We start from the raw sequence: 24,995 nt of genomic DNA, 5'->3' as shown, positions 1-24,995 counted from the left end.
TTGAATTTAAAAGGGGAACATAGTTCCCCTTTTTTATACGCTTTTGTTGTATACTATTTGCTGTTTCAATTCGTTCTATGTTAATGAAAATTATACCACTAAACATGAAAAAAACCTTGTTATTACTAGTTATGGCCATTTTTACGAGCCAGATTTTCGCTCAAGAAGGGTTTAAGATGGGTATTCAAGCAGGTCTACCTTTTAATGATTTTAATGAGGCACTTAGCGTAGTTGTTGGTGCTGATGTTTCATACATGTATCCTTTAGGTGAAGTAGTAGACATAGGGCCTGCAGTAGGTTTTATCCATGGTTTTGCAGAAACATTTCAATCTAATATTGTACGCGCTGATTTAAAACCAGTTCAGTTTGCCCCTTTATCAGCAGGTATACGTATTTGGACATCAAACGATTTCTCATTCGGTGGTAATGTAGGTTGGGCGTTAGGTGTTAGTGAAGGTAATGATGGGGGTTTGTATTACAGACCTACAATTGCCTATTTAATGAGCTCTAGTGTAGAAATTAATTTTTCCTATACAGGTATTGAATTAGACGAGGCTACTTGGTCTACTTTAACTCTTGGTATAGTGTATAATTTTGAGCCGAAATATAGAACTCGGAGATAAGGTCGAATAGTACATGAAGTAAATGTACTTCTACAATTTCTTATCAATTTGTTAATCAACATTTGTTACTTTTGATACATGAAGATTATCATAATTAATGGTCCCAATTTAAATCTGTTAGGGAAAAGGGAGCCCGATGTATATGGAGCTGAAACATTTGAAGATTACTTTTCAAAACTTCAATTCAAATTTAAAGATGTTGAGTTAGAGTACTTTCAATCTAATATCGAAGGAGAACTAATTTCAAAAATTCAAGAAACAGGTTTTACCTATGACGGTATAGTTTTAAATGCCGCGGCATACACGCATACCTCGGTTGGTATTGGCGATGCGGTAAAGGCAGTAAAGACACCTGTAGTGGAGGTTCATATTTCAAATACCCATAAACGCGAAGAATTTAGGCATGTTTCTTATATTTCTGCTGCTGCAAGTGGAGTTATTCTTGGCTTCGGACTTAAAAGTTACGATTTAGCCATTGAAAGTTTTTTATTATAAATACAAGATACCTTTAACATCTGATTGACTAACTTAATTCGTAAATAGTTGTAAAATCTATAACTATGAAAAGAATTGGTCTCGTACTTTTGAGTATATCTTCATTTATAATTACTTCGTGTAGTGATAAAGAAGATTTAGCTCTCACGCCTATAGTTGATGATTCAATTTCTCTTAGCAATGCTTTTCCTAATTTAACTTTTTCAAAACCATTAGATCTACAGTCCCCGAAAGACGGAACTAATAGAATATTCGTTGCAGAAAAAGGAGGTGTTATAAAGTTTTTTGAAAATATAGACTCTGCAGAGGTGGTTTCTACATTTTTAGATATTTCAAATAAAACAGCTACGGCAAGTGAATTGGGATTATTAGGTTTTGCCTTTCATCCAGATTTCAATATCAATGGTTTTCTTTATGTTACCTATACACCGAGTGAGAGCTTGGCGGTTATTTCTCGCTTTAAAGTATCCGAAACGGATGCTAATTTGGTAGATGAATCAACCGAAACTATTTTATTAGAAATAGCCCAACCCAATACAAACCATAATGGAGGTCAATTGGCTTTTGGTCCTGATGGATATTTATACATAGCTTCAGGTGATGGGGGCGGTGCGGGTGACCCTGACGGGAATGCCCAAAATCTAGAAACACTTTTAGGTAAAATTTTACGGATTGATGTAAACAATCAAGATGTAGGTTTAAATTATGCCATACCTTCTGACAATCCGTTTGTGGAGAATGAAAATGCTAGAGGTGAAATTTATGCGTACGGACTAAGAAATCCATGGCGATTTAGTTTTGACGTTCAAACCAATACGATATGGGCGGCCGATGTAGGTCAAGATGAGTTAGAGGAAATAGACCTTATAGTAAAAGGTGGTAATTATGCGTGGAGTATTCTTGAAGGTACTTCTTGCTACCAAGCAACAGAATGTGATGTAACAGATTTAGTAGCTCCTTTTTATGATTATGGCCATAGCAATAATGATAAATCGGTTACTGGTGGATATGTTTACCGCGGAAATGAATTACCTACTTTAAAAGGGTATTACATCTATGGTGATTTTATTTCAGGTAGAATTTGGGCTTTAGATCAAGCCGGAAATAATAAATTACTATTAGAAACTGGCTTAAGTATATCTTCTTTCGGAATAGATGAAAATAATGAGTTATACCTCTGTAGTTTTGACGGTAAAATTTATAAGCTCACTACGATAGATTAAGATTAATCTACTTTTTCTGACCTTAAATATTTTTCCTCAACATAGAAAGTGGCAAAGGGTAGAAGAGAAGCTGCCCCAAAAATAAGAAATTTCTTGATGCCCCATTTTTTCTGATAGCCAACCAAAATCGTAAGTGCTATAAAAGCAATAAATAGTGCGCCATGAGCATAGCCGACTAATTTATTCGGTCCGGGTATCTCTGCCCAATATTTTAATGGCATAGTTACTCCGAACAACGCCAAATAGGAGATTCCTTCTAAAATTGCCGTTGCTCGAAATAATTTTAACATACTGATGCTTATTGAAAATGGTTTATAAATGAATCACTTCGTCGTATGCCGCTGCAACCGCTTCCATAACTGCCTCACTCATGGTTGGGTGCGGATGAACTGCTTTCAGTACTTCATGGCCTGTAGTTTCTAGTTTACGTCCTAAAACTGCCTCAGCAATCATATCAGTTACACCAGCGCCTATCATATGGCAACCTAACCATTCGCCATATTTTGCATCGAATATAACTTTAACGAACCCATCAGAAGCTCCAGATGCTTTTGCTTTACCGCTTGCAGAGAATGGGAATTTACCAACCTTAATGTCAATACCTTTATCTCTTGCTTGCTTTTCTGTTAATCCAACAGAGGCAATTTCAGGAGAGCAATATGTACAACCAGGTATATTACCATAATCTAAGGGCTCTACATGCATACCTGCTAATTTTTCAACACAAAGAATACCTTCTGCTGAAGCTACATGAGCAAGAGCTTGCCCAGGTGTTACATCACCAATAGCATAATAGCCCGGTATATTTGTTTGGTAAAAATCATTTACCAAAATTTTGTCACGATCAGTAGCAATACCTACATCTTCTAAACCTATATTTTCAATGTTGGTCTTTATACCAACTGCAGATAATACTATATCAGCTTCTAGAACTTGTTCTCCTTTAGCAGTTTTTACGGTTGCTTTAACTCCATCACCAGATGTATCAACAGAAGTAACCTCTGCGGAGGTCATAATTTTAACTCCTGCTTTTTTAAAGCTTCTCTCTAATTGTTTAGAAACATCTTCATCTTCAACAGGCACTATATTCGGTAAATACTCAACTACAGTTACATCAGTACCCATAGAATTATAAAAGTAAGCGAATTCAATGCCGATAGCTCCACTACCTACAACAATCATGCTCTTAGGTTGCTTGTCTAAGGTCATTGCTTCACGGTATCCTATAATTTTCTTGCCATCTTGTGGTAAACTTGGTAATTCACGACTTCGAGCACCAGTTGCAATAATAATATTGTTAGCGCTATATTCTGTAACAGTACCATCTTCAGCCTTAACCGAAACTTTCTTGTCAGTTTTTAGTATACCATAGCCTTTTATTACTTCGATTTTGTTCTTCTTCATCAAGAACTGAACACCTTTGCTCATACCGTCTGCAACACCACGGCTTCTTTTTACAACAGCATCAAAATCTTTGTCAACACCTTCAACCTTTATTCCATAATCATCTGCATGTTTGAGGTATTCAAATACTTGCGCAGATTTTAACAAAGCTTTAGTTGGGATACAGCCCCAATTTAAACAAACGCCTCCAAGACTTTCTTTTTCAATAATAGCGGTCTTAAAACCTAATTGTGAAGCCCTGATAGCGGTTACATATCCTCCTGGACCACTACCTAAAACAATAATGTCGAAACTGCTCATATTTTGTTTTTTTTGATGTTTTAAATGAGGTGCAAAAGTACAAAACCAAATCGAAATTGAGAATAGGATTTTAAAATATGACCTTTAATTTCTTATTGTGATTTTTTAAAAATTCAATTTTCTAATAACGAGGTATCGTAATTACTTAATAAACGATAAAGAGGCCTTTTTGGGCCTCTTTATTTAAGCGTGGATTATTCAGCAGGTACAAATTTTAATGCAACCCCGTTAATGCAATGGCGTAAACCCGTAGGTTCTGGGCCATCTTCAAAAACATGGCCTAAATGTCCGCCACAGGTAGCGCAGTGTTCCTCTGTCCTTACGCCGTAAGTGTTATCAATTTCGTAGCCTACATTACCTTCAATTTCTTGATAAAAACTTGGCCAACCCGTACCAGAATCAAATTTGGTTTGACTTTTAAAAAGGGGAGTAGCACAGGCGGCGCAAACATAAGTACCTTTCTTTTTAATCTTCAATAATTCACTGGAAAATGGGTTTTCCGTGGCAGATTCACGTAGAACGTAGTATTCAGCATCAGTCAATTCTTTTTTCCATTCAGCATTTGTTTTCTGAACTGAAAATTCTTTTGTGTTTTCCACATTTGTATCTGTGGCCATTTCTTTTTCTTGCGATGTACCCTTACAGCTAGCAAAAAGTACTAAAAGCGCTACTCCAATTCTCATTTTCATTTTCAATTTTATTATTCTGTCGTTATTCTTTTATATTCCTTTCAAGTTATTGTATTTACGTAATCTATTAAGTAAAGGTTTTTAAAAAAATATATAGAAATAAAAAAGTCTTTGGGTAAACCTAAAGACTTTAGATGCTGTATACTTAGTTTCTAGACTTAATATAGTTTTATTTTTTGAATATTCTCTTCTTTCACTCCCAAATGTGCCATTACCGAATTAATATCTGAGGTATCTAATTTGCCTGTTGTTGATTTTGCAGGCAAAACCGCAATTCGAAATACTTGATTATCGGTGTCTCCTGCCGGTAAAGTTCTTAAATCAAAATCGGATTCTAAGAAAATATTTACATCAAAGAAAGTATAATCAAAGTTGTATTGTAATAAACCTTGGTCTAGTATTCTTGTTTGCGGCATTAATCTCCAAATATCAACTAAGTCGCCATTACCATCAACGGTTTCATCCCATAACAAATACACCAAAACTACATCAGTCTCAAAAACTTCCACAGTTTGGGGGAATTCATAAAAAATTGAATAATCATTTTCTAGTGTAAAAGAGCCTTCAATATCCATCACTTTTCCCAAGATGTTAATTCCATCCTGCCCATCTGCACCATCAATCCCGTCGAAACCATCATAACCTGGAGGTCCTTGTGGTCCTTCGCATGAAATAAAAAATATAGTAACGAGTGCTCCTAAAAATAAGTTCAGTTTTTTCATAATACTTTTATTATTCAGATTTTATATAATTGTTTTATTGTTATTTCAAAAAGTGTTCCATTTTTGGTAAATCAATATATAAATCGGATATTAACTGCATTAATTTTAACGAAAAACATTCATTGTTGACCATCTTTCTTAGATGATTAGCTTTACTCAAATAATTAAACGATAATATGCCTAACGTAAAAGTTCACTCATTATTTACTGAATTTGATATTAACCTTTTTAAAAGCGGCAAACATTTTCGCCTTTATGAAAAGCTTGGTTCTCACTTAATTGAGATAGATGGTGTAAAAGGTACATATTTTTCAGTTTGGGCACCTAGTGCCAAATCTGTATCTGTTATCGGAAATTTTAATGCTTGGAATGCAGATGAGCATAAGTTAAATGTTCGTTGGGACGCTAGTGGTATATGGGAAGGGTTTATTCCAAATGTAGGAAAGGGAGAAGTTTATAAATATAAGATTCAATCTAATAATAATGATATTTGGACAGAAAAGGCAGATCCTTTTGCAAGATTTTGCGAGCATCCACCTAATACCGCTTCGATAATATGGACCGCTGATCATAAGTGGAATGATAAGGATTGGATGAGCTATAGAAAAGAGAAAAACGGTTTAGATAAGCCTTATTCTGTTTATGAGGTTCATTTAGGCTCTTGGAAAAAGAATGCGGATAATAAGTTTTTAACCTACAAAGAGTTGGCTGAAGATCTTGTTTCTTATGTTAAAGAAATGGGGTATACCCATATAGAGTTTATGCCGATAATGGAGTACCCTTATGATCCATCATGGGGATATCAATTAACAGGTTATTTTGCGCCTACTTCAAGATTTGGAACACCAGAAGAGTTTAAAATGTTGGTAGATACCTTTCATCAAAACGATATTGGAGTGATTTTAGATTGGGTTCCTTCTCATTTTCCCGAAGATGCGCATGGCCTTGGTTTCTTTGATGGTTCGAATTTATATGAGCATCCAGATAGGCGAAAAGGATATCACACAGATTGGAAGAGTTTGATTTTTAATTATGGCAGAAACGAGGTAAGGGCCTTTCTTATTAGTAATGCCCTATTTTGGTTGGATCAATACCATGTAGATGGATTACGTGTAGATGCTGTTGCCTCTATGCTATACCTTGACTATTCTAGGGAAGATGGGGAATGGGAACCAAATATATATGGCAATAACGAAAATTTAGATGCCATATCATTTATACGTGAATTTAATGAAGCGGTATATTCGAATTTTGATGGTGTACAGACAATAGCCGAAGAATCTACTGCATTTTCGGGTGTCACAAAATCGGTAGAACATGGCGGTTTAGGCTTTGGAATGAAATGGATGATGGGTTGGATGCATGATACATTACAGTTTTTTCAAAAAGAAACTATATACAGAAGACATCATCAAAATGATCTTACCTTTAGTATGACCTATGCTTTTACAGAACGTTTTATGCTGCCATTTTCACATGATGAGGTAGTTTATGGTAAGCAATCACTGGTATATAGAATGCCAGGCGATGAATGGCAGCGCTTTGCTAACTTAAGGCTTCTTTTTGGGTACATGTTTACACACCCAGGTACAAAACTTACATTTATGGGGGGTGAGTTTGGGCAAACCTCAGAATGGAATTTTGAACAAAGTTTAGATTGGCATTTGTTACAATATGAAGGTCATGCTGGAATTCAGGATTTTGTTAAAGATTTGAATCATCTGTACAAAAGTTCTCCTGCGATGTATGAAAAGCAATTTAGCCCTGAAGGTTTTCAATGGATAGACTACAGCGATCATGATAATTCAGTTTTAACATATATACGTAAAGGTCATAATGAAGAAAATGATTTAATAGTAGTTTGCAATTTCACACCAATTCCACGTGAAAATTATCGAATAGGCATGCCTAAAAAAGGTAAGATTAAAGAGATTTTAAATAGTGATGATGTTAAATATGGTGGTGGCGGTAATTTGAATAAGGTTATCAAAGTTTCAACTAAGGCCTCTCATGGATACAAAAAATCAATAGAAATTACAATTCCACCTTTAGGTATTATAATTTTAGGGTAGTAATTTTAATCTATACAGTTCACCGTAAACATTTTATGATTACTTTTTGGTGTTTATTTGACATCCATTTAATAACATTTTCATGATAACAAATACAGAGCTTGAATATAAAGGTAATTTATACCCTAACCATATAGTCGAGTTTACACAAGACACCGATAAGTTGTATTTCACAACAGAGAACGGTGTCGTTCTACAAATAACAATTCTTAGAGGTAGTTTAGTTCGTTTTAGATATGCTACAAACTACAATTTCGAGCCGGATTTCTCTTATGCCATTGATCCCGATAGTACAATGGGTTATAGCAAGTTAGATGTTGTAGAGAACAATTCAGAGTATATTATATCTACTGCGAGGTTAAGTATTTTAGTTGATAAGAAAACCCTTAGAACTCAAATTTCAGATATAGAAGGGAATATAATAAATGAAGATGAGCTAGGTTTTCATTGGGAAGAGAACTATGAGTACGGGGGAAATACTGTTAAAATGAGTAAGATTTCTCAAATAGGGGAAAGCTTTTTCGGCATGGGTGATAAAGCCATGCACAGTAATCTTAAAGGTAAAAAAGTAGAGAATTGGGTGACCGACCAATTTGCATTTGCAAAAGAGCAAGATCCATTATATAAGGCGATACCTTTTTATATTGGGTTGAATAAGGGTAAAGCTTATGGTATCTTTTTTGATAATAGTTTTAAAACGAGTTTTGATTTTTCACAAGAACGTAGAAATATTACTAGTTTTTGGGCTGACGGGGGTGAACTAAATTACTATTTTATTTTTGGCCCAGATATGTCGAGGGTTGTTAGTTCTTATTCTAATCTGACCGGTACACCAGAATTGCCACCAATGTGGGCCCTAGGTTTTCATCAATCTAAATGGAGCTATTACCCAGAGAGTAATGTAAAAGAAGTTGCGAGCGAATTTCGAAATCGTAAAATACCTTGTGATGCCATATATCTCGATATAGATTATATGGATGGTTTTAGGTGTTTTACTTGGGACAAGAATCATTTTCCTGATCCAAAGAGAATGATACAGGAACTTGAGCAAGACGGATTTAAAACTGTGATAATGATTGATCCAGGTATAAAGGTGGATCGTGATTATTGGGTATATAATGAAGCCTTAGAAAATGACTATTTCTGTAAAAGGGGTGATGGTCCTTTAATGCATGGTAAGGTATGGCCAGGAGAATGTAATTTCCCTGATTTTACAAATCCTGCAGTACGAGAATGGTGGGCCGAATTGTATAAAGAATTTATGTCTGAATTAGGTGTTCATGCAGTGTGGAACGATATGAACGAGCCAGCTGTAATGGAAGTACCTACTAAAACAGCACCATTGGATACTAGGCATAATTATGATGGTTACCCATGCACGCATAGAAAAGCCCATAATGTTTATGGGATGCAAATGGTTAGGGCAACTTATGAAGGTGTTAAAAAATACGTATATCCAAAAAGGCCTTTTGTGATAACAAGGGCGGCATTTGCAGGTACACAAAGATACGCGTCTACATGGACAGGCGATAATGTTGCCACTTGGGAGCATTTATGGATTGCAAATGTACAAATGCAGCGAATGTGTTTAAGCGGATACTCTTTTGTAGGTTCTGATATTGGTGGATTTGCAGAACAACCAGACGGTGAATTGTTTGTGAGATGGATTCAATTAGGAATTTTTCATCCATTTTGTAGAGTTCATTCAAGTGGGGATCACGGTGACCAAGAACCTTGGTCTTTTGGTGTAGAAATTACAGATATTGTTCGAAAGTTTATAGAATTAAGATATCAACTTTTACCTTATTTGTATACTATGTTTTATAAGTATACCAAAGAAAATAGGCCAATGATTCAGTCATTGGTATATTATGATCAAGAAGATACCCAAACACACTTTAGAACAGATGAATTTATTTTTGGTGAGAAAATATTAGTATGTCCGATACAAGAACCAAATGCTCAAGGACGTAGAATGTATATCCCTAAAGGAGAATGGTATGATTTTTGGACTCACGAGTCGGTAATAGGAGGTAAAGAAAAATGGGTTGCAGCGGGCTTAGATAAATTACCGATTTTTATAAAGGCAGGAGCTATAATTCCTAAATATCCAATTCAACAATATGTAGGTGAAAAGAAAATTGAAGAACTGTTGTTAGAGGTTTATTACAAAATGGGTGTAGAAGCATCAGAAGTATATGAAGATGCGAATAATGGGTATGATTATAAAAAGGGAAGATATGCTTTAAGTAATTATAAATTAACAGGGAAAGAAAATTCGTTGACAATACAATTATTTAAAGATGGAAGTTTTGAAACGGAATATGAAACCATTAAACTTAATCTTCATGGTTTACCCTTTCAAATTGAAAGCGTAATGGTAGATAATGAAGAAATAGAATTAGAGAGCTTAATTCTTAGTGGAGGTAACATTTTACGGATTGACAAAAACTTTACGTCATTACATCTGTCAGGAAAAGAATAACTTTGCATTTTATTACCATTAACTTAAAAACTAAATATGAAAAAAATAGTATTAATAGCCCTAGTATTTGTAGGGGTATCTGCTTGTAAGGTAAATCCATTTACGGGGCAGAAAACTTTGAATTTTTACCCAAATAGTCAAGTGTTTCCTTCTGCATTTGCGCAGTATGACCAATTTTTAACAGAGAATAAGGTTGTCACCGGTACCGCCGATGCTCAAATGATAACTAGAGTAGGACAACGAATTTCCTCTGCCGCAGAACGTTGGTTAACTGCCAATGGTCACCCAGGTTATTTAAAGGACTATAAGTGGGAATATAATTTAGTGAATGATGAAACTGTAAATGCTTGGTGTATGCCAGGTGGTAAAATTGTATTTTATACAGGTATTTTACCAATTACCCAGTCAGAAACAGGTGTGGCTGTAGTAATGGGTCACGAAGTAGCTCATGCATTGGCGGATCATGGAGCGCAAAGAATGAGTGCAGGTACACTTCAACAATTAGGGGCAGTTGCAGGCAACATTGCAATTCAAGATGAGCAGAAACGTAATATATTTAACCAAGCATACGGTATAGGGTCTCAAGTTGGGGTAATGTTACCCTTTAGTAGAGGTCATGAAACGGAAGCGGATCTTATTGGTTTGCAGATTATGGCGATAGCTGGTTATGACCCTTACGAAGCTGCAGAACTTTGGAAGCGAATGAAAGCAAATAGTGGAGGAACAGCACCACCAGTATTTATGAGTACCCATCCATCTAACGATACAAGAATAAATAACCTTACTGCTTGGGCACCAGATGCTGCCGCCGAAGCTGCAAAATTTGGAGTGACCAAATTTAAATAAAACTTAAAGCATTATTGTATATTGAAGCCGTTCAGAAATGAGCGGCTTTTATTTTTATGTATGGGGAAAACACTAATTTTAAAAGGAAGTAAAAAATTATTGAACGCATGGGCCTTTTATGATTGGGCCAATTCGGTATATAGCTTAGTAATTTCATCAGCAGTATTCCCTATATTTTATGGCGCTTTATTTAGGGTTGCAGGAATCCAGAAGGTTATAGTTTTTGGAGGTGAGATAGCAAGAGCACCATTAATTAGTTATGTCACCTCATTAGCATTTGTTTTTATCGCTATAGTAACCCCATTAGTTTCTGGGATAGCAGATTATTTAGGAAACAAAAAAGTGTTCATGAAGTTTTTCTGCTATTTAGGCGGAATTTCATGTATAGGGCTTTATTGGTTTTCCTTGGAAAATATTTACGTAGGATTAGCATGTTATTTCTTTGGATTAGTAGGCTTTTGGGTAAGTTTTGCGATCAATAATTCTTATTTGCCAGATGTTGCGTTTCCAAAACAACAAGACGCGATAAGTGCAAAGGGATTTTCTTTGGGATATGTCGGTAGTGTAATTCTTTTAATATTTAATTTGGCAATGGTCATGAAACCAGACTTCTTTGGTATAACTACTGATGAAGCCGGTGCAGCGGAAATAAAAGCAATGAAATATTCATTCGTGACCGTAGGTATTTGGTGGATACTTTTTGCGCAATATAGTTTTTACTATTTACCACAAGGCTACAAGAAGGAAGGGGAAAGAACCAATATAGTTTTAAACGGATTTAAGGAGCTTAAATTGGTATGGCATCAACTTGGGGAGCAAGTAAAGCTCAAAAGATATCTAGGAGCATTTTTCGTTTATAGCATGGCGGTACAAACCGTAATGTTGATAGCTACATATTTCGGGGAAGAAGAAATAGCATGGGGTACAGACTCGGAACGCACAACCGGGCTTATTGTTAGTATTTTAGTTATACAGTTAGTTGCAATTTTAGGTGCTACCGTTACTGCAAAAGCCTCAGAGAAATATGGTAATATAAAAACATTGATTGTGGTTAATGCACTTTGGGTTTGTATATGTATTTATGCATATTTCGTTATCACACCAATAGATTTTTATATTGCAGCAGGTTGTGTTGGTTTAGTAATGGGGGGTATTCAGGCATTGTCTAGATCAACCTATTCCAAATTTCTGCCACAGACTAAGGATACGACCTCCTTTTTTAGTTTTTATGATGTTGCTGAAAAAATAGGAATCATTATCGGTACTTTACTTTATGGTGTTGTAGCTCAATTGACTGGTAGTATGAGAAGTTCAATTATATTTTTAGGGCTTTTCTTTTTAATTGGGATGTTTTTACTGTTGCGAGTAAAGGAATCAAAAAAACCCCTTTAAAAGGGGCTTTTTTTAATTGATCATTCGTTATTTTGATTTTATAAATTATCCTCTAGAAATATCACCGGAACCAGAAGTTTTAGTGTCTACTTTCTCAGGATTGCCTCTATATGAAATATCGCCTGAGCCAGAAACTCTTGCCTTAATTGATTTTTTGGCAGTTACTTGAATATCTGCAGATCCAGATACAGTGGCACTTACATTGTCTGCTTCAAGATTATATGCTTCAATATCACCACTACCAGAAACAGTGGCGTCAAAATCGGTAGTTTTGCCACTTAAGGTTATGTCACCAGAACCAGACATGCTAGCGGATATCAAATTTGAGTCAATGTCTAAAGTGATATCTCCAGAACCCGACATTGCCGTGCTAAATTTATCAGATTTAATTTTTGTTTTGCCAACGATGTCTCCCGAGCCAGACATAGAGACTGAGCTTATTGATTCAACCGGAACTGTTATTCGTATTTCAGATTTCCAATTGCTGCTTTTGAGGTTAACACCCTTTTCCGTTTTAATGACCAATTTCCCATCTTTAACCTCCGTGATAATATACTCCAAAAGGTTTTCTTCGCCCTGTAGCGTAATTTCACCTTCGTTTCCAGAAACTAAATCTACATCGAACCAACCTGATACTGCAATTCCGTCATAATCTCCAGTACTTCTTTCTATGGTAACATTGTTTCCATTTCCTTTAATGGTTTTTCCCCATTGAGCAGAACAGGATAGGGTGATTAAACCTGTTAATAGTAATACGCTTAAATTTTTCATGTTTTTCGTTTTAATTTGATTGATTATTTTTTAGTAAAACTTATTCCGCCGTAATCACTTGATATTGTTACTTTGTTTCCACTTGCTTTAGAGCCATAAAAACCTTCATAGTGTTTATCGGAAGATTTTTCTGTACTGATATTAATGGTGAAATCATCTTTTCCAATCACACCTGCATAACTTGTTGAAATATCAAAATCAAAATGGTAGTCATTATTGTAACCAATTTTAATTCCTGTATAATCTGTTCTAATATTTACATTGCCTGCATCAGCAGCGAGTTCATCTATTCTTATTGATCCATAATCTGCAACAATAGAAACATCACCATGAACAACACCTAGTTTAACTGTTATATAATCGCCATTACCGTCAATACTTTTCAATTCTTTTATATCCATGTTACCGTAGTCACTGGTATATTCCAAATTTTCCATTATACCAATATTAGCATTTGTATAGTCGGCATTTATGCTAAGATTACCTGCTTTTTCTATAGTGAAGCCAGAATAATCTGCTCTAATTTCGCCACTATTAATATATTCAATGGTAGACTTAGAAGTATAGTCAAAATTTAAACTATTATTTCTACCTCTTAGTTCTCCTATCTCGAGTCTGCCATAGTCACAATTTATTTTGGCATGACCATCGATTCTATCTAAAATGATATTACCATAGTCGTTATTTAAATCTACATTATTTTTAACAGGAACCTTAATGGTGTAATTGATTTGCATGTTAACATTATTGTTATTGCCCCAACTCCATCCCCAGCCATTACTATTTTTTTTAAAAATAGTTTCAGCCGAAACCCTATCGTTACTTGCTTCAAAATCAACTGATATTTCATCTAATTTTTTTTGAACTTTTTCTTCATTGTTGCCGTTGGTCTTTATATGTACCTCTATTACAACACGGTTCTCGTTCCAAGACGTAATATTTAGATTTCCATAAGAATTGCTAACTTTTAAAAGTGCGTTAGAACTTACGTTAAATTCTTTTTTTATGGTTTTTTCTTTGGTGTGTTTGCCGTCAAAACTTTTATCATGAGCATTGACAACTGTAGTAAAGGCGAAAACCAGTAACCAGGTATATTTAAATAGTATAGTTCGCATCATTTGTATTTTTTATGTTTTTAATATTCTCTATTTGTGTCATTACTTCATTTAGAAGTTCTATTCTAGTTTGAAAATTTGTAATCATCGCACTTAGTATTAATTTACTATTACCGCCATTTAAAAGGTCTTGTTCCATTTCGCTGTAATTCGTTTCAAGTTTTTTCAATTGAATCATAGCATCGTTAATAATTCTTTCATTCTCAGGAGATTTCTCAGAATTTAATTCTTTGACTTGTTCTTCAATTAAACTGGTGAAATAAAATTGGGTTTTAGAAGCTTCCGGAGAAATTTGTGCAACCTTTTCCTTAATACTACTTGAGGTATTGAATTGTGCTATACCTATTGATAACAGAATAGCTATGGTGGCGGCTATGGATAATATACGTAGCCAAGATTGCTTCTTTTCAGGCGCAATGGATGCAACTCCTTTAGATTTGTTCAATATATCCAAGAAGCGTTGTTGATGACCATTGGCTGGTTCCGCGAAATCCAAATCGTTCTGTAGCTTATCAAAAAGCACTTGTAAATTATCTTTCTTCATTAGACTGCGAGTATTAATTTTTTTCTAAGACTTTCTTTTGCTCGTGAAACTGTAGTTCTACAATTTGCGTAGCTTATATTCATTATTTCACTTATTTCTTCATAATCAAACCCTTCTATTAAATGTAAGGTCAAAGAAATTCTGTAATTGTCTTTCAAATCTTTCATGGTTTCCATCACTTTTTGAGCCTTTAGTTCTGTAAACACATGGTCAGATGCAATTCCGTCATTATCTTCGACCTTGTACAATACATCATCTAAAGCAACTTCATTCTTTTTTTGTTGCTTTCTGTATTGATGAATGCTGTTATTGATTACAATGCGTTTCAGCCAAGATCCAAAAGTTACTTCCCCTTTAAACGTATGCAGTTTTGTAAAAGCGCTTAAAAACGATTCTTGCATAATGTCTTCTGCTTGGGCAGTGTCTTTTACGATTCTTAATGCTGTATTGAACATGGCCTTGTAATACCTATTGTACACTTCTAGCTGTGCACTTTGTTTACCGGCCATGCAACATTGCAAAAGCTCATCAATATGTTCTCTTTGTTGGCTCAAAAAGTGATTGGTTTATGTAATGATGTATCAATTTACTATTTGTTACAGTTCCATGAATTAATTCTTGAAGTTTTCTATCTAAGTTGGTGGTTATAATTTTAACAGTAATTGTTTCGGTTGGCACAAGAATTGAATTAGTCCTTATAATATGGAGCATAAATAGTAGTGGTTTACATGTATTTATTAGCTTCACAGCATTATTGTATTAATTATAAAAATAAAATTCTGTTGGTTTAATGACAGAATGACCGATATATAAGTATGAAAGATTCTAAATTTTCAAATTTTGACAATATGTCCTTACAGGGGATCGATCAGGATTCTGAGTTAATACCATTATTGACCCCTGAAGATGAAGAGCAGATGAATGGTGAGACATTACCAGAGACATTGCCTATTTTACCTCTACGTAATACAGTATTGTTTCCAGGGGTAGTCATACCTATAACCGCTGGAAGAGATAAGAGCATCCGATTAATTAAAGATGCTAATAATGGTTCTAAAGTAATAGGCGTTGTATCACAGAAGGATGAAGAAACTGAAAATCCTGATGTCCAAGATATAAATACCTTGGGTACGGTTGCGAGAATATTGCGTGTTCTTCAAATGCCAGATGGTAATACTACAGTTATTATTCAAGGTAAAAAACGATTCGAGATTGCTGAAGTTTTAACGAAGAAACCTTATATAACGGCTACTGTAAGAGAAACTAAAGAAATAAGACCAAAGAAAAATGATAAGGAGTTTATAGCAATAATAGAATCTATAAAGGAATTGGCGTTAAAGATAATTAGGGATAATCCGAATATTCCTAGTGAAGCTTCATTTGCTATAAAAAACATTCAAAGCGATTCTTTCCTTATAAATTTTGTATCCTCTAATCTGAATTTGGATGTAAAGGCTAAACAAGAATTATTGGAGATTGGAAGCTTACAAAAAAGAGCATTGGCAACATTAAAATATATGAATGTTGAGATGCAGAAATTGGAGCTTAAAAACGATATACAGTCGAAAGTTAGAAATGACTTAGATCAACAACAACGTGAATATTTTTTACACCAGCAGATGAAAACCATTCAAGAAGAATTGGGTGGAGTTTCCTATGATGAGGAGTTGGAGGAGATGAAAATCAGGGCCAAAAAGAAAAAATGGGGAAAAAAGGTAAAAGAACATTTTACTAAAGAGTTGTCTAAAATGCAACGTATGAATCCGCAAGTAGCTGAGTATTCCATACAACGCAACTATTTGGATCTGATATTGGATTTGCCATGGAATGAATACTCCAAAGATAAATTTGATTTGAAACGTGCCCAACGTATTTTGGATCGTGATCATTATGGGCTTGAAGATGTAAAACGCCGTATTATTGAATATTTGGCAGTTTTAAAATTAAGGAAAGACATGAAGTCGCCAATTTTATGTCTGTATGGTCCACCGGGTGTTGGTAAAACTTCATTAGGTAAATCTGTAGCAGAGGCATTAGGAAGGGAATATGTAAGAATGTCACTTGGCGGGCTTCGTGATGAAGCTGAGATTAGAGGGCATCGCAAAACTTACATTGGTGCCATGCCGGGTAGAATTATTCAAAGTCTTAAGAAAGCGGGTACGTCCAATCCAGTTTTTATTTTGGACGAAATAGACAAATTGTCGAACAGTAATCAGGGAGATCCATCATCTGCAATGTTGGAGGTCTTAGATCCAGAACAGAACAGCGATTTTCATGATAACTTTTTGGAAATGGGATATGACTTATCCAAGGTTATGTTTGTCGCAACTGCCAATAATCTGGGTGATATTCAACCTGCGCTAAGGGACCGTATGGAAATCATACATGTTAGTGGTTATACCATTGAGGAAAAGGTAGAAATAGCCAAAAAACACTTGTTGCCAAAACAATTGACAGAACACGGTTTAAACGCAAGCCATTTGAAAATCGGAAAACCCCAGTTAGAGAGAATAGTTGAAGGATATACTCGAGAATCTGGAGTACGTTCTTTAGAGAAGCAAATTGCTAAAATGGTTCGCTATGCGGCGAAATCTATTGCAATTGAAGAAGAATACGACATTAAAGTTAGTAATGAAGATATTATAAAAGTATTAGGTGCACCCAAAATGGAGCGTGATAAATATGAGAATAATGAAGTTGCAGGTGTTGTTACTGGTTTAGCATGGACAAGTGTTGGCGGGGATATTCTATTTATAGAGTCTATACTTTCAAAAGGTAAAGGGGCAATGACTATTACTGGTAATCTTGGTAAGGTAATGAAGGAGTCTGCAACTATTGCGATGGAGTATATTAAATCGAATGCAGATAGGTTTGGTATTGATCCAGAAATCTTTGAAAAGTACAATGTACATATTCATGTTCCTGAAGGTGCAACACCCAAAGATGGCCCAAGTGCAGGAATTACAATGTTGACATCATTAGTATCATTGTTCACCCAAAAGCGAATCAAGAAGAGTTTGGCCATGACAGGTGAAATTACTTTGCGAGGAAAAGTATTACCTGTGGGTGGAATTAAAGAGAAGATTCTTGCAGCTAAAAGAGCACGTATAAAAGAAATCATTCTATGTGCAGATAATGAACGAGATATTAAAGAAATAAAAGAATCTTATTTAAAAGGATTGACATTTCATTACGTAAAAGAAATGTCTGAAGTAATTGATATTGCGCTAACGGACGAAAAAGTAAAAAACGCAAAAGAGCTTTAGCCATCCTTTTATTTATACTTTTGGAATAATGAAAAAGATCACCATAGCTATTGATGGATATTCTTCCACAGGTAAGAGTACTTTGGCCAAGCAATTGGCGCAAAAGTTACATTATATATATGTAGACACAGGTGCTATGTACCGTGCAGTAACCTTATATGCTATGAGAGTAGGTTTTATTAGGAATGGCAAAATTGATAAGAATCCTTTATTTGAGTCTTTGGATACTATTGATTTGAAATTTGTTTTTAATGCTGATTTAGGATATGCTGAAATGTATTTGAATGGAGAAAATGTTGAGAAGGAAATTAGAACAATGCCCGTTTCAAAGAATGTAAGTCAGATTGCAGAGCTAGAATTAGTTCGGAAAAAGCTGGTGGCCATGCAACAGATAATGGGAGCTGATAAGGCTGTGGTTATGGATGGTAGAGATATTGGTACCGTTGTATTTCCTGATGCTGAGCTCAAAATTTTTATGACAGCTTCTCCAGAGAAAAGAGCGGTTAGGCGTTATAAAGAATTGTTAGATAGAGGAGAAGACGTGAAATATGATGATATTTTAGAGAATGTTCAAAAGCGAGATTATATTGATAGTAATCGAGTAATTTCACCTTTAAAAAAGGCAGAAGATGCTATTGAATTCGATAATAGCGATTTGGGCTTAGAAGATCAGTTTCAAAGAATTTATGAGCATGCGCTTCGCATTATAAATAAGTAAGTATAAAAAAAGGGGTTAGCATTGCTAACCCCTTTTTACTTCAATATAATTTCTATTTGTTCGGTATGACCAAAACTTGATCAGGATGAATTACATCCGGGTTTTTCAAAATATTAGTATTGGCCTCAAAAATTGCTTTATATTTCATAGCGTCACCATAATAGTGTTTTGCTATTTTACTTAAAGACTCACCACTTTGTACTACATGTCTGTGATATACTGAATCATCTTCAACTGTAATATTTGCTTTTATATCAGTTGGACTTTCTCCACCGAGTTGCTTAATTTTATCCCAAATCAGGTCTTTTTCATAAGGAGTTTTTGCTTGTCCTTTTACTTTTAGAACATCGCCTTCAACGGTTACATTACCGTCCTTAATACCTAATTGCTCACCAAGATCTAAAACACCTTGGTACTTCGCTTTAACACTCATAATTCTACTTTTTAATGGTTAATTTAATGTTTCCAATATACGCATATTTATAATATTTTTTTTTAAAATCGTTCCATAATCGATTAATGAATGAAACATAAGAGGTTGTCTTGTCTATTTTAAATAAAATGATTATTTTTGCACACCTTTTTTGCAAGGAAGTCAAGAGAAAAAGGAATAAAAAAAATCAATATAACTACTTTCATAGTCGTTGCCTAAGTCTTGATAAGGTTATGGAATACAAATTAATAATCAGCAAATGGCTGAAGAAAAAACAAACGCAGAGGTAGCTGAAACTACGGAAGCAACACAACAAGCTGCTGTACAAACTCCACAGCAAGATCCACAAGAATTTTTAGAGAATTTCAATTGGGAAAAATACGAACAAGGAATTGAGCGTGTTGATGATTCTAAATTGAAAGAATTTGAAAAATTAGTGGCTGAAAATTTCGTTGACACTGCAGATGCAGAAGTGGTTGAGGGAAAGGTAGTTTATATTACAGATAGAGAAGCTATTATTGATATCAACGCAAAATCTGAAGGTGTTATTTCGTTAAACGAATTTCGTTATAACCCAGGTTTAAAAGTTGGTGACAAGGTAGAGGTCTTGATTGATATCCGTGAGGATAAAAGTGGTCAATTAGTATTGTCTCACAGAAAAGCAAGAACTATTATGGCTTGGGATCGTGTTAACGCGGCTCATGACAAAGAAGAAATCGTTAGTGGTTTTGTTAAATGCAGAACTAAAGGTGGTATGATCGTTGATGTTTTTGGAATTGAGGCATTCTTACCAGGTTCACAAATCGATGTAAAGCCTATTCGTGATTACGATCAGTATGTAAACAAAACAATGGAATTCAAAGTTGTGAAAATCAACCACGAATTTAAAAACGTTGTTGTTTCTCATAAAGCGCTTATTGAAGCGGATATTGAAGAGCAGAAAAAAGAAATCATAAGCCAACTTGAAAAAGGACAAGTATTAGAAGGTGTTGTTAAAAACATTACTTCTTACGGTGTCTTTATTGATCTTGGTGGTGTTGATGGTTTAGTTCACATTACTGACCTTTCTTGGAGTAGAATCAATCACCCGAACGAGGTTGTTGAGCTAGATCAAAAATTAAATGTTGTAATTCTTGATTTTGATGAAAACAAATCTAGAATTCAATTAGGTCTTAAGCAATTAGAGAAGCATCCTTGGGAAGCTTTAAGTGATGAGATTAAAATTGGAGACAAAGTAAAAGGTAAAGTAGTCGTTATAGCTGATTACGGTGCATTTATCGAAGTTGTTGAAGGTGTTGAAGGTCTTATTCACGTATCTGAAATGTCATGGTCTACACATTTACGTTCCGCTCAGGATTTCGTAAAAGTAGGTGATGAGGTTGAAGCTATTGTATTGACATTGGATCGTGAAGATCGTAAAATGTCTCTTGGTATCAAGCAATTGACTCCAGATCCTTGGACTGATATTACCACTAAATACCCTGTAGGTTCTAAACATAAAGGTATCGTAAGAAACTTTACAAACTTTGGTGTTTTCGTTGAACTAGAAGAAGGTATTGACGGTTTAATTTATATCTCTGATCTTTCATGGACTAAGAAAATCAAACATCCATCTGAATTTACTAATGTAGGTGATACTTTAGAGGTTGAGGTGTTAGAATTAGATGTTGATGGTCGTAAGTTGAGCTTAGGTCATAAACAGACTACTGAAAACCCTTGGGATAAATACGAAACTGAGTTTGCGTTAGGTACTGTTCATAAAGCAACAATATCTGATGTCGTTGATAAAGGTGCAACAATTGAATTTAACGAGGATATTACTGCATTTATACCACAACGTCACTTAGAAAAAGAAGATGGTAAAAAACTAGGTAAAGGCGATGAAGCAGAATTCAAGATTATTGAGTTCAATAAAGACTTCAAACGTGTAGTAGCTAGTCATACTGCTATTTTCCGTGAAGAAGAGCAACGTAATGTGAAAGCAGCTGTCAAAAGACAAGCGGCTAGCGCAGATGAGGCTAAGCCTACTTTAGGTGATGCTAACGATGCTTTACAAGCGTTGAAGGATAAAATGGAAGCTGCTGATTCTAAAAAGAAGAAGTAATTTCATAATATAAATCCTGAAAAAGGATTATAAGTAAAAGCCCGGATACAAATCCGGGCTTTTTTTTTAAATTTTTATCATTCCATCCATTTTTTATTGACAATCAAGAGAAGGTGATTATATTTAAAACATATAGTTTTTTTCTTTTAATAAAATTTAGAACATAAATATTCTTGATTCTATGCTGATTTTGCTTTAATTATTTTTTTTGCTAGCACTTTCTTTAATGCCATAATTCTATAATTGATTTTCAAATAGAATTATCTATTTTTGTTTAGCTAAATGCACGGATACCTATTATGAGTCAAAAAGTTTTACTCTCTTCAAAAGAAATCAATATTATCCTGCATCGATTGGCTTGTCAGCTTCTTGAAAACCATTTAACATTTGAAAACACAGTACTTATAGGTATTCAACCTAGAGGTAAATTTTTGGCAGAGCGGTTAACGAAGATTTTAAAGGAAGAGTATAAGGTAAAACATATCGACTTAGGTTTTTTAGATATTACCTTTTATCGCGATGATTTTAGAAGAGGGGATAAAACTCTTGAAGCGACCAAAACCAATATAGATTTTTTGGTTGAGGATAAAAATGTAGTACTAATTGACGATGTACTTTATACTGGTAGAAGTATTAATGCTGCTTTAACTGCTCTGCAGTCATTTGGTAGACCTAAAGATGTTGAGTTATTATGCTTAATTGACCGAAGGTTTAGTAGACATTTACCTATTCAGCCCAACTATAGAGGTCGCCAGGTAGATGCTATTAATGACGAAAAGGTAAAGGTAATGTGGAAAGAAAATGATGGAGAAGATATCATATATTTAGTAAATAGATAAGAAAATGAGCGAACTGAGTGTCAAACACTTACTAGGAATCAAATATCTAAAGGAAGCTGATATTCAACTTATTTTTGAGACAGCCGATCATTTTAAAGAAGTTATTAATCGGTCAATTAAAAAGGTTCCTTCACTTCGCGATATTACTATAGCTAACATTTTTTTTGAGAATAGTACTAGAACAAAGTTATCATTTGAACTTGCTGAGAAGAGATTGTCAGCAGATGTGCTAAATTTTTCTGCAAGTCAATCTTCGGTAACGAAAGGGGAAACACTAATTGATACCGTTAACAATATTCTATCTATGAAAGTAGATATGGTAGTAATGCGACATCCCAATCCTGGAGCCGGTATATTTCTATCAAAACATGTTAAAGCTTCCATTGTAAATGCTGGTGATGGTGCACATGAGCATCCAACTCAAGCCTTATTGGATTCATATTCAATTCGAGAAAAATTAGGAGATGTTGCTGGTAAAAATGTAGTTATCGTGGGTGATATTCTTCATTCTAGAGTTGCACTTTCAAATATTTTCGCCTTGAAGTTACAAGGAGCAAATGTTAAAGTGTGTGGTCCTAAAACCCTATTGCCGAAGTATATAGATTCTTTAGGTGTAGGTGTAGAAACTAATTTAAGAAAAGCCCTGGAGTGGTGCGACGTAGCTAATATGTTACGCATACAGAACGAGAGGCTCGATATCAGCTATTTTCCAACAACACGAGAGTATACTCAACAGTTTGGAGTAAACAAAAAATTGCTGGATAGTCTAGATAAAGAAATTGTAATTATGCACCCAGGCCCAATTAATAGGGGTGTGGAAATTACTAGTGATGTTGCAGATTCAAAACAATCCATAATTTTGAATCAAGTTGAAAATGGTGTGGCCATTCGAATGGCGGTTATATATTTATTGGCATCTAAAATAAAGTGATATGATTTTTAATACAGAAGAATCGTTGATTGTAATCTCTCAGGAGAAAATTTCTATTGAATTGTTTTTGGAAAATTTAGAAAAGGAGTATGCTAAATTGAAGAATGATAATTTGGTCTTAGATTTATTAGGCTTTTCAAAACTGTCTCCATATAATGTTATTTCGTTCTTAGAATTAGCTAAAAGGCATAAAAAAAACGGGAAATCATTTGTTATAGTTTCCGACAAAGTTTCATATGACGATGTTCCAGATGAAATTAATATAGTTCCTTCTATACAAGAAGCAAGAGATATTGTTGAAATGGAAGAAATAGAACGTGATTTAGGATTGTAATATAACTAGCTTAAATATTTAATAGAATTTATTATCATACTGATTTATGCGCCTTACCATACTAGGCTGTTACGCGGCAACTCCAAGAACCTTAACTAACCCAACGGCCCAAGTATTAGAAATTAATAATCATATTATTCTTATCGATTGTGGTGAAGGTACTCAAGTAGAGTTGCGAAGGCGTAAAGTAAAATTTTCAAGAATAAATTATATTTTTATTTCCCACCTTCACGGAGATCATTTTTTCGGACTACCAGGGTTAATATCAACCATGCGCTTGTTAGGGCGGGAAAAAGAATTACATGTTTACGGGCCAAAAGGAATTAAAGAAGTGATAACCCTTCTTTTGAAATTAGGAGATTCTTGGACCAATTATCCTTTATTATTTCATGAACTAATAAGTAAAGAACCAGAACTAGTATTTGAGGACAAAAAAATTTCTGTAACTACTATTCCTTTAAATCATCGAATTTATACAAATGGTTTTTTGTTCAAGGAGAAAGAGGGTAAAAGAAAACTGAATATTGATGCTGCTCAGAACTACGGAATTGATAAAGCCTATTATCAGAATATTAAAAATGGAAAGGATATTACTTTAGATAACGGTGAAACGATACGGAACAAAGAATTGACTTTTGATCCTCCTAAACCAAAATCATATGCATTTTGTAGTGATACGGTATATGACACCAATTTATCAGAACAATTAAAAGGAGTAGATGTTCTTTATCATGAATCTACTTTTTTAGAATCAGAATCAGAATTGGCTACGAAAACAAAACATTCTACTGCATTACAAGCTGCTAAAACAGCTAAAGCTGCAAATGTAAAAACCTTAGTGTTAGGGCATTATTCTACTCGCTATAAATCTATTGAGCTTTTCAAGGAAGAAGCCACCACTATTTTTTCTAACGTTTTGCTTGCTGACGATGGTCGTGCATTTGATTTTTAGTGCTTTTTAATCTGATTTAATGGAACATATTTTCCTTTCTTTTTAGAACTTTGTTTATCTTGTTTTTAACGTGAAAATGATGCAGAAAGATTTAAGTAATTATAGAAAATCGTACGAGAAAAGTGCTTTGATGGAAGATAGTATTTCTGACAATCCTCTACAGCTCTTTCAAACTTGGTTTTATGAAGTTGAAAAGTCGGATAGTGTTGATGAACCTAATGCTATGACAGTTTCCACAGTGGGTCTAGATGGTTTTCCGAAAAGTAGAGTGGTACTTCTTAAAAAATATACTCACGAAGGTTTTATTTTTTATACAAATTATAATAGTGAGAAGGGTTTGGCAATTGCAGAAAATCCTAAAATATGTATTTCCTTTTTTTGGTCGAATTTAGAGCGACAAATTATTATAAAAGGTACAGCAGAGAAATTAGCCAAAAACCTTTCTGATGGCTATTTCGAATCACGCCCAGACGGTAGCAAATTGGGAGCATTGGTGTCTGACCAAAGTTCTGTAATTGAGAGTAGAACAGTATTAGAATCTAAACTAGCTCAGCTAGAGAAGGAATATAGAGGTAAGGAGATAGAACGACCAAATCATTGGGGTGGTTACCTTGTTAGACCCGTGTCTATAGAGTTTTGGCAAGGAAGACCTAATAGGTTGCATGATCGAATACGGTATACGTTAACAGATGATTTTGATTGGAAAATGGAGCGTTTGGCACCTTAATTTTATAAAG

The 24,995-nt window shown here is 34.6% G+C and carries 24 protein-coding genes; 15 read left to right on the top strand and 9 right to left on the bottom strand.

The window, feature by feature from the left end; translation table 11 throughout:
- The first annotated feature begins 104 nt into the window (after positions 1-104).
- The 3 genes from BMY56_RS15125 to BMY56_RS15115 all read left to right on the top strand — a co-directional run bounded on the left by BMY56_RS15125 (position 105) and on the right by BMY56_RS15115 (position 2,341).
- Positions 105-623 carry an outer membrane beta-barrel protein gene (locus BMY56_RS15125; RefSeq protein WP_091626318.1) on the top strand — a complete coding sequence of 173 codons (519 nt, stop codon included), beginning with the start codon at positions 105-107 and terminating at the stop codon, positions 621-623.
- Positions 624-701: 78 nt separating this feature from the next.
- Complete coding sequence (aroQ, locus tag BMY56_RS15120) at positions 702-1,118, top strand: type II 3-dehydroquinate dehydratase (RefSeq protein ID WP_091626091.1); 417 nt, start codon at positions 702-704, stop codon at positions 1,116-1,118.
- A gap of 65 nt (positions 1,119-1,183) precedes the next feature.
- Positions 1,184-2,341 (top strand): PQQ-dependent sugar dehydrogenase, encoded by a 1,158-nt coding sequence (locus tag BMY56_RS15115; protein ID WP_091626088.1) that lies wholly within the window; start codon positions 1,184-1,186, stop codon positions 2,339-2,341.
- Between the two features lie 2 nt (positions 2,342-2,343).
- Here the strand turns inward: BMY56_RS15115 and BMY56_RS15110 are convergent, their stop codons facing one another.
- The 4 genes from BMY56_RS15110 to BMY56_RS15095 form a co-directional block, all read right to left on the bottom strand.
- Positions 2,344-2,631, bottom strand: coding sequence for a DUF3817 domain-containing protein (locus tag BMY56_RS15110; protein ID WP_091626086.1), 288 nt, complete (start codon positions 2,629-2,631; stop codon positions 2,344-2,346).
- A gap of 22 nt (positions 2,632-2,653) precedes the next feature.
- Positions 2,654-4,045, bottom strand: coding sequence for a dihydrolipoyl dehydrogenase (gene lpdA / locus BMY56_RS15105; RefSeq protein ID WP_091626083.1), 1,392 nt, complete (start codon positions 4,043-4,045; stop codon positions 2,654-2,656).
- 194 nt (positions 4,046-4,239) lie between these two features.
- On the bottom strand, positions 4,240-4,734 hold the full coding sequence (gene msrB / locus BMY56_RS15100) for a peptide-methionine (R)-S-oxide reductase MsrB (RefSeq protein WP_091626080.1): 495 nt from the start codon (positions 4,732-4,734) through the stop codon (positions 4,240-4,242).
- A 158-nt stretch (positions 4,735-4,892) separates the two neighbouring features.
- Positions 4,893-5,456, bottom strand: coding sequence for a collagen-like triple helix repeat-containing protein (locus BMY56_RS15095; RefSeq protein WP_091626077.1), 564 nt, complete (start codon positions 5,454-5,456; stop codon positions 4,893-4,895).
- Positions 5,457-5,632: 176 nt separating this feature from the next.
- On the opposite strand from BMY56_RS15095, the gene glgB reads away from it, so the two are divergent.
- The 4 genes from glgB (at position 5,633) to BMY56_RS15075 (ending at position 12,251) form a co-directional block, all read left to right on the top strand.
- Positions 5,633-7,528, top strand: a complete 1,896-nt coding sequence (glgB, locus tag BMY56_RS15090) for a 1,4-alpha-glucan branching protein GlgB (RefSeq protein ID WP_091626074.1) — start codon at positions 5,633-5,635, stop codon at positions 7,526-7,528.
- Positions 7,529-7,610: 82 nt separating this feature from the next.
- On the top strand, positions 7,611-10,013 hold the full coding sequence (locus tag BMY56_RS15085; RefSeq protein ID WP_091626072.1) for a glycoside hydrolase family 31 protein: 2,403 nt from the start codon (positions 7,611-7,613) through the stop codon (positions 10,011-10,013).
- Between the two features lie 36 nt (positions 10,014-10,049).
- On the top strand, positions 10,050-10,859 hold the full coding sequence (locus BMY56_RS15080; protein WP_091626069.1) for a M48 family metallopeptidase: 810 nt from the start codon (positions 10,050-10,052) through the stop codon (positions 10,857-10,859).
- A 60-nt stretch (positions 10,860-10,919) separates the two neighbouring features.
- Positions 10,920-12,251, top strand: coding sequence for an MFS transporter (locus BMY56_RS15075; RefSeq protein WP_091626066.1), 1,332 nt, complete (start codon positions 10,920-10,922; stop codon positions 12,249-12,251).
- A 45-nt stretch (positions 12,252-12,296) separates the two neighbouring features.
- On the opposite strand, the gene BMY56_RS15070 is transcribed toward BMY56_RS15075, so the two are convergent.
- The 4 genes from BMY56_RS15070 to BMY56_RS15055 are packed head-to-tail and all read right to left on the bottom strand — an operon-like array spanning position 12,297 to position 15,235.
- A complete protein-coding gene (locus BMY56_RS15070) occupies positions 12,297-13,022 on the bottom strand; it encodes a head GIN domain-containing protein (RefSeq protein WP_091626064.1) in 726 nt (241 codons plus the stop codon).
- 23 nt (positions 13,023-13,045) lie between these two features.
- Complete coding sequence (locus BMY56_RS15065) at positions 13,046-14,137, bottom strand: DUF4097 family beta strand repeat-containing protein (RefSeq protein ID WP_091626315.1); 1,092 nt, start codon at positions 14,135-14,137, stop codon at positions 13,046-13,048.
- Complete coding sequence (locus BMY56_RS15060) at positions 14,118-14,681, bottom strand: hypothetical protein (RefSeq protein ID WP_091626061.1); 564 nt, start codon at positions 14,679-14,681, stop codon at positions 14,118-14,120. Before BMY56_RS15060 ends, BMY56_RS15065 begins: the two co-directional genes overlap by 20 nt.
- Positions 14,681-15,235 (bottom strand): RNA polymerase sigma factor, encoded by a 555-nt coding sequence (locus tag BMY56_RS15055; protein ID WP_091626059.1) that lies wholly within the window; start codon positions 15,233-15,235, stop codon positions 14,681-14,683. The genes BMY56_RS15060 and BMY56_RS15055 overlap by 1 nt, the downstream gene beginning before the upstream one ends.
- Before the next feature lie 261 nt (positions 15,236-15,496).
- Here BMY56_RS15055 and lon point away from each other — a divergent pair, with 261 nt between their 5' ends.
- A complete protein-coding gene (gene lon, locus BMY56_RS15050) occupies positions 15,497-17,947 on the top strand; it encodes an endopeptidase La (protein ID WP_091626056.1) in 2,451 nt (816 codons plus the stop codon).
- Positions 17,948-17,975: 28 nt separating this feature from the next.
- A complete protein-coding gene (gene cmk, locus BMY56_RS15045; protein ID WP_091626052.1) occupies positions 17,976-18,665 on the top strand; it encodes a (d)CMP kinase in 690 nt (229 codons plus the stop codon).
- Between the two features lie 52 nt (positions 18,666-18,717).
- Here cmk and BMY56_RS15040 read toward each other — a convergent pair whose 3' ends face one another.
- Positions 18,718-19,098 (bottom strand): LysM peptidoglycan-binding domain-containing protein, encoded by a 381-nt coding sequence (locus tag BMY56_RS15040; protein ID WP_091626049.1) that lies wholly within the window; start codon positions 19,096-19,098, stop codon positions 18,718-18,720.
- 259 nt (positions 19,099-19,357) lie between these two features.
- Between BMY56_RS15040 and rpsA the strand changes: the two genes are divergently transcribed.
- The 6 genes from rpsA to pdxH all read left to right on the top strand — a co-directional run bounded on the left by rpsA (position 19,358) and on the right by pdxH (position 24,985).
- On the top strand, positions 19,358-21,202 hold the full coding sequence (rpsA, locus tag BMY56_RS15035) for a 30S ribosomal protein S1 (protein ID WP_091626046.1): 1,845 nt from the start codon (positions 19,358-19,360) through the stop codon (positions 21,200-21,202).
- Between the two features lie 299 nt (positions 21,203-21,501).
- Entirely contained in the window at positions 21,502-22,041 is a 540-nt protein-coding gene (pyrR, locus tag BMY56_RS15030; protein ID WP_091626044.1) for a bifunctional pyr operon transcriptional regulator/uracil phosphoribosyltransferase PyrR, read from the top strand.
- 4 nt (positions 22,042-22,045) lie between these two features.
- Positions 22,046-22,972, top strand: coding sequence for an aspartate carbamoyltransferase catalytic subunit (locus tag BMY56_RS15025; protein WP_091626041.1), 927 nt, complete (start codon positions 22,046-22,048; stop codon positions 22,970-22,972).
- 1 nt (position 22,973) lies between these two features.
- Entirely contained in the window at positions 22,974-23,306 is a 333-nt protein-coding gene (locus BMY56_RS15020; protein ID WP_091626039.1) for a ribonuclease Z, read from the top strand.
- 46 nt (positions 23,307-23,352) lie between these two features.
- Entirely contained in the window at positions 23,353-24,258 is a 906-nt protein-coding gene (locus BMY56_RS15015; protein WP_091626036.1) for a ribonuclease Z, read from the top strand.
- Positions 24,259-24,337: 79 nt separating this feature from the next.
- Positions 24,338-24,985, top strand: coding sequence for a pyridoxamine 5'-phosphate oxidase (pdxH, locus tag BMY56_RS15010; protein WP_091626313.1), 648 nt, complete (start codon positions 24,338-24,340; stop codon positions 24,983-24,985).
- The last annotated feature ends 10 nt before the right edge of the window (positions 24,986-24,995 follow it).

The sequence above is a fragment of the Maribacter orientalis genome (genome assembly GCF_900109345.1).
GTDB classification, from domain to species: domain Bacteria; phylum Bacteroidota; class Bacteroidia; order Flavobacteriales; family Flavobacteriaceae; genus Maribacter; species Maribacter orientalis.
Note: the sequence above shows the minus strand (reverse complement) of the source record. Positions and strands in the feature narration are given on the sequence as shown.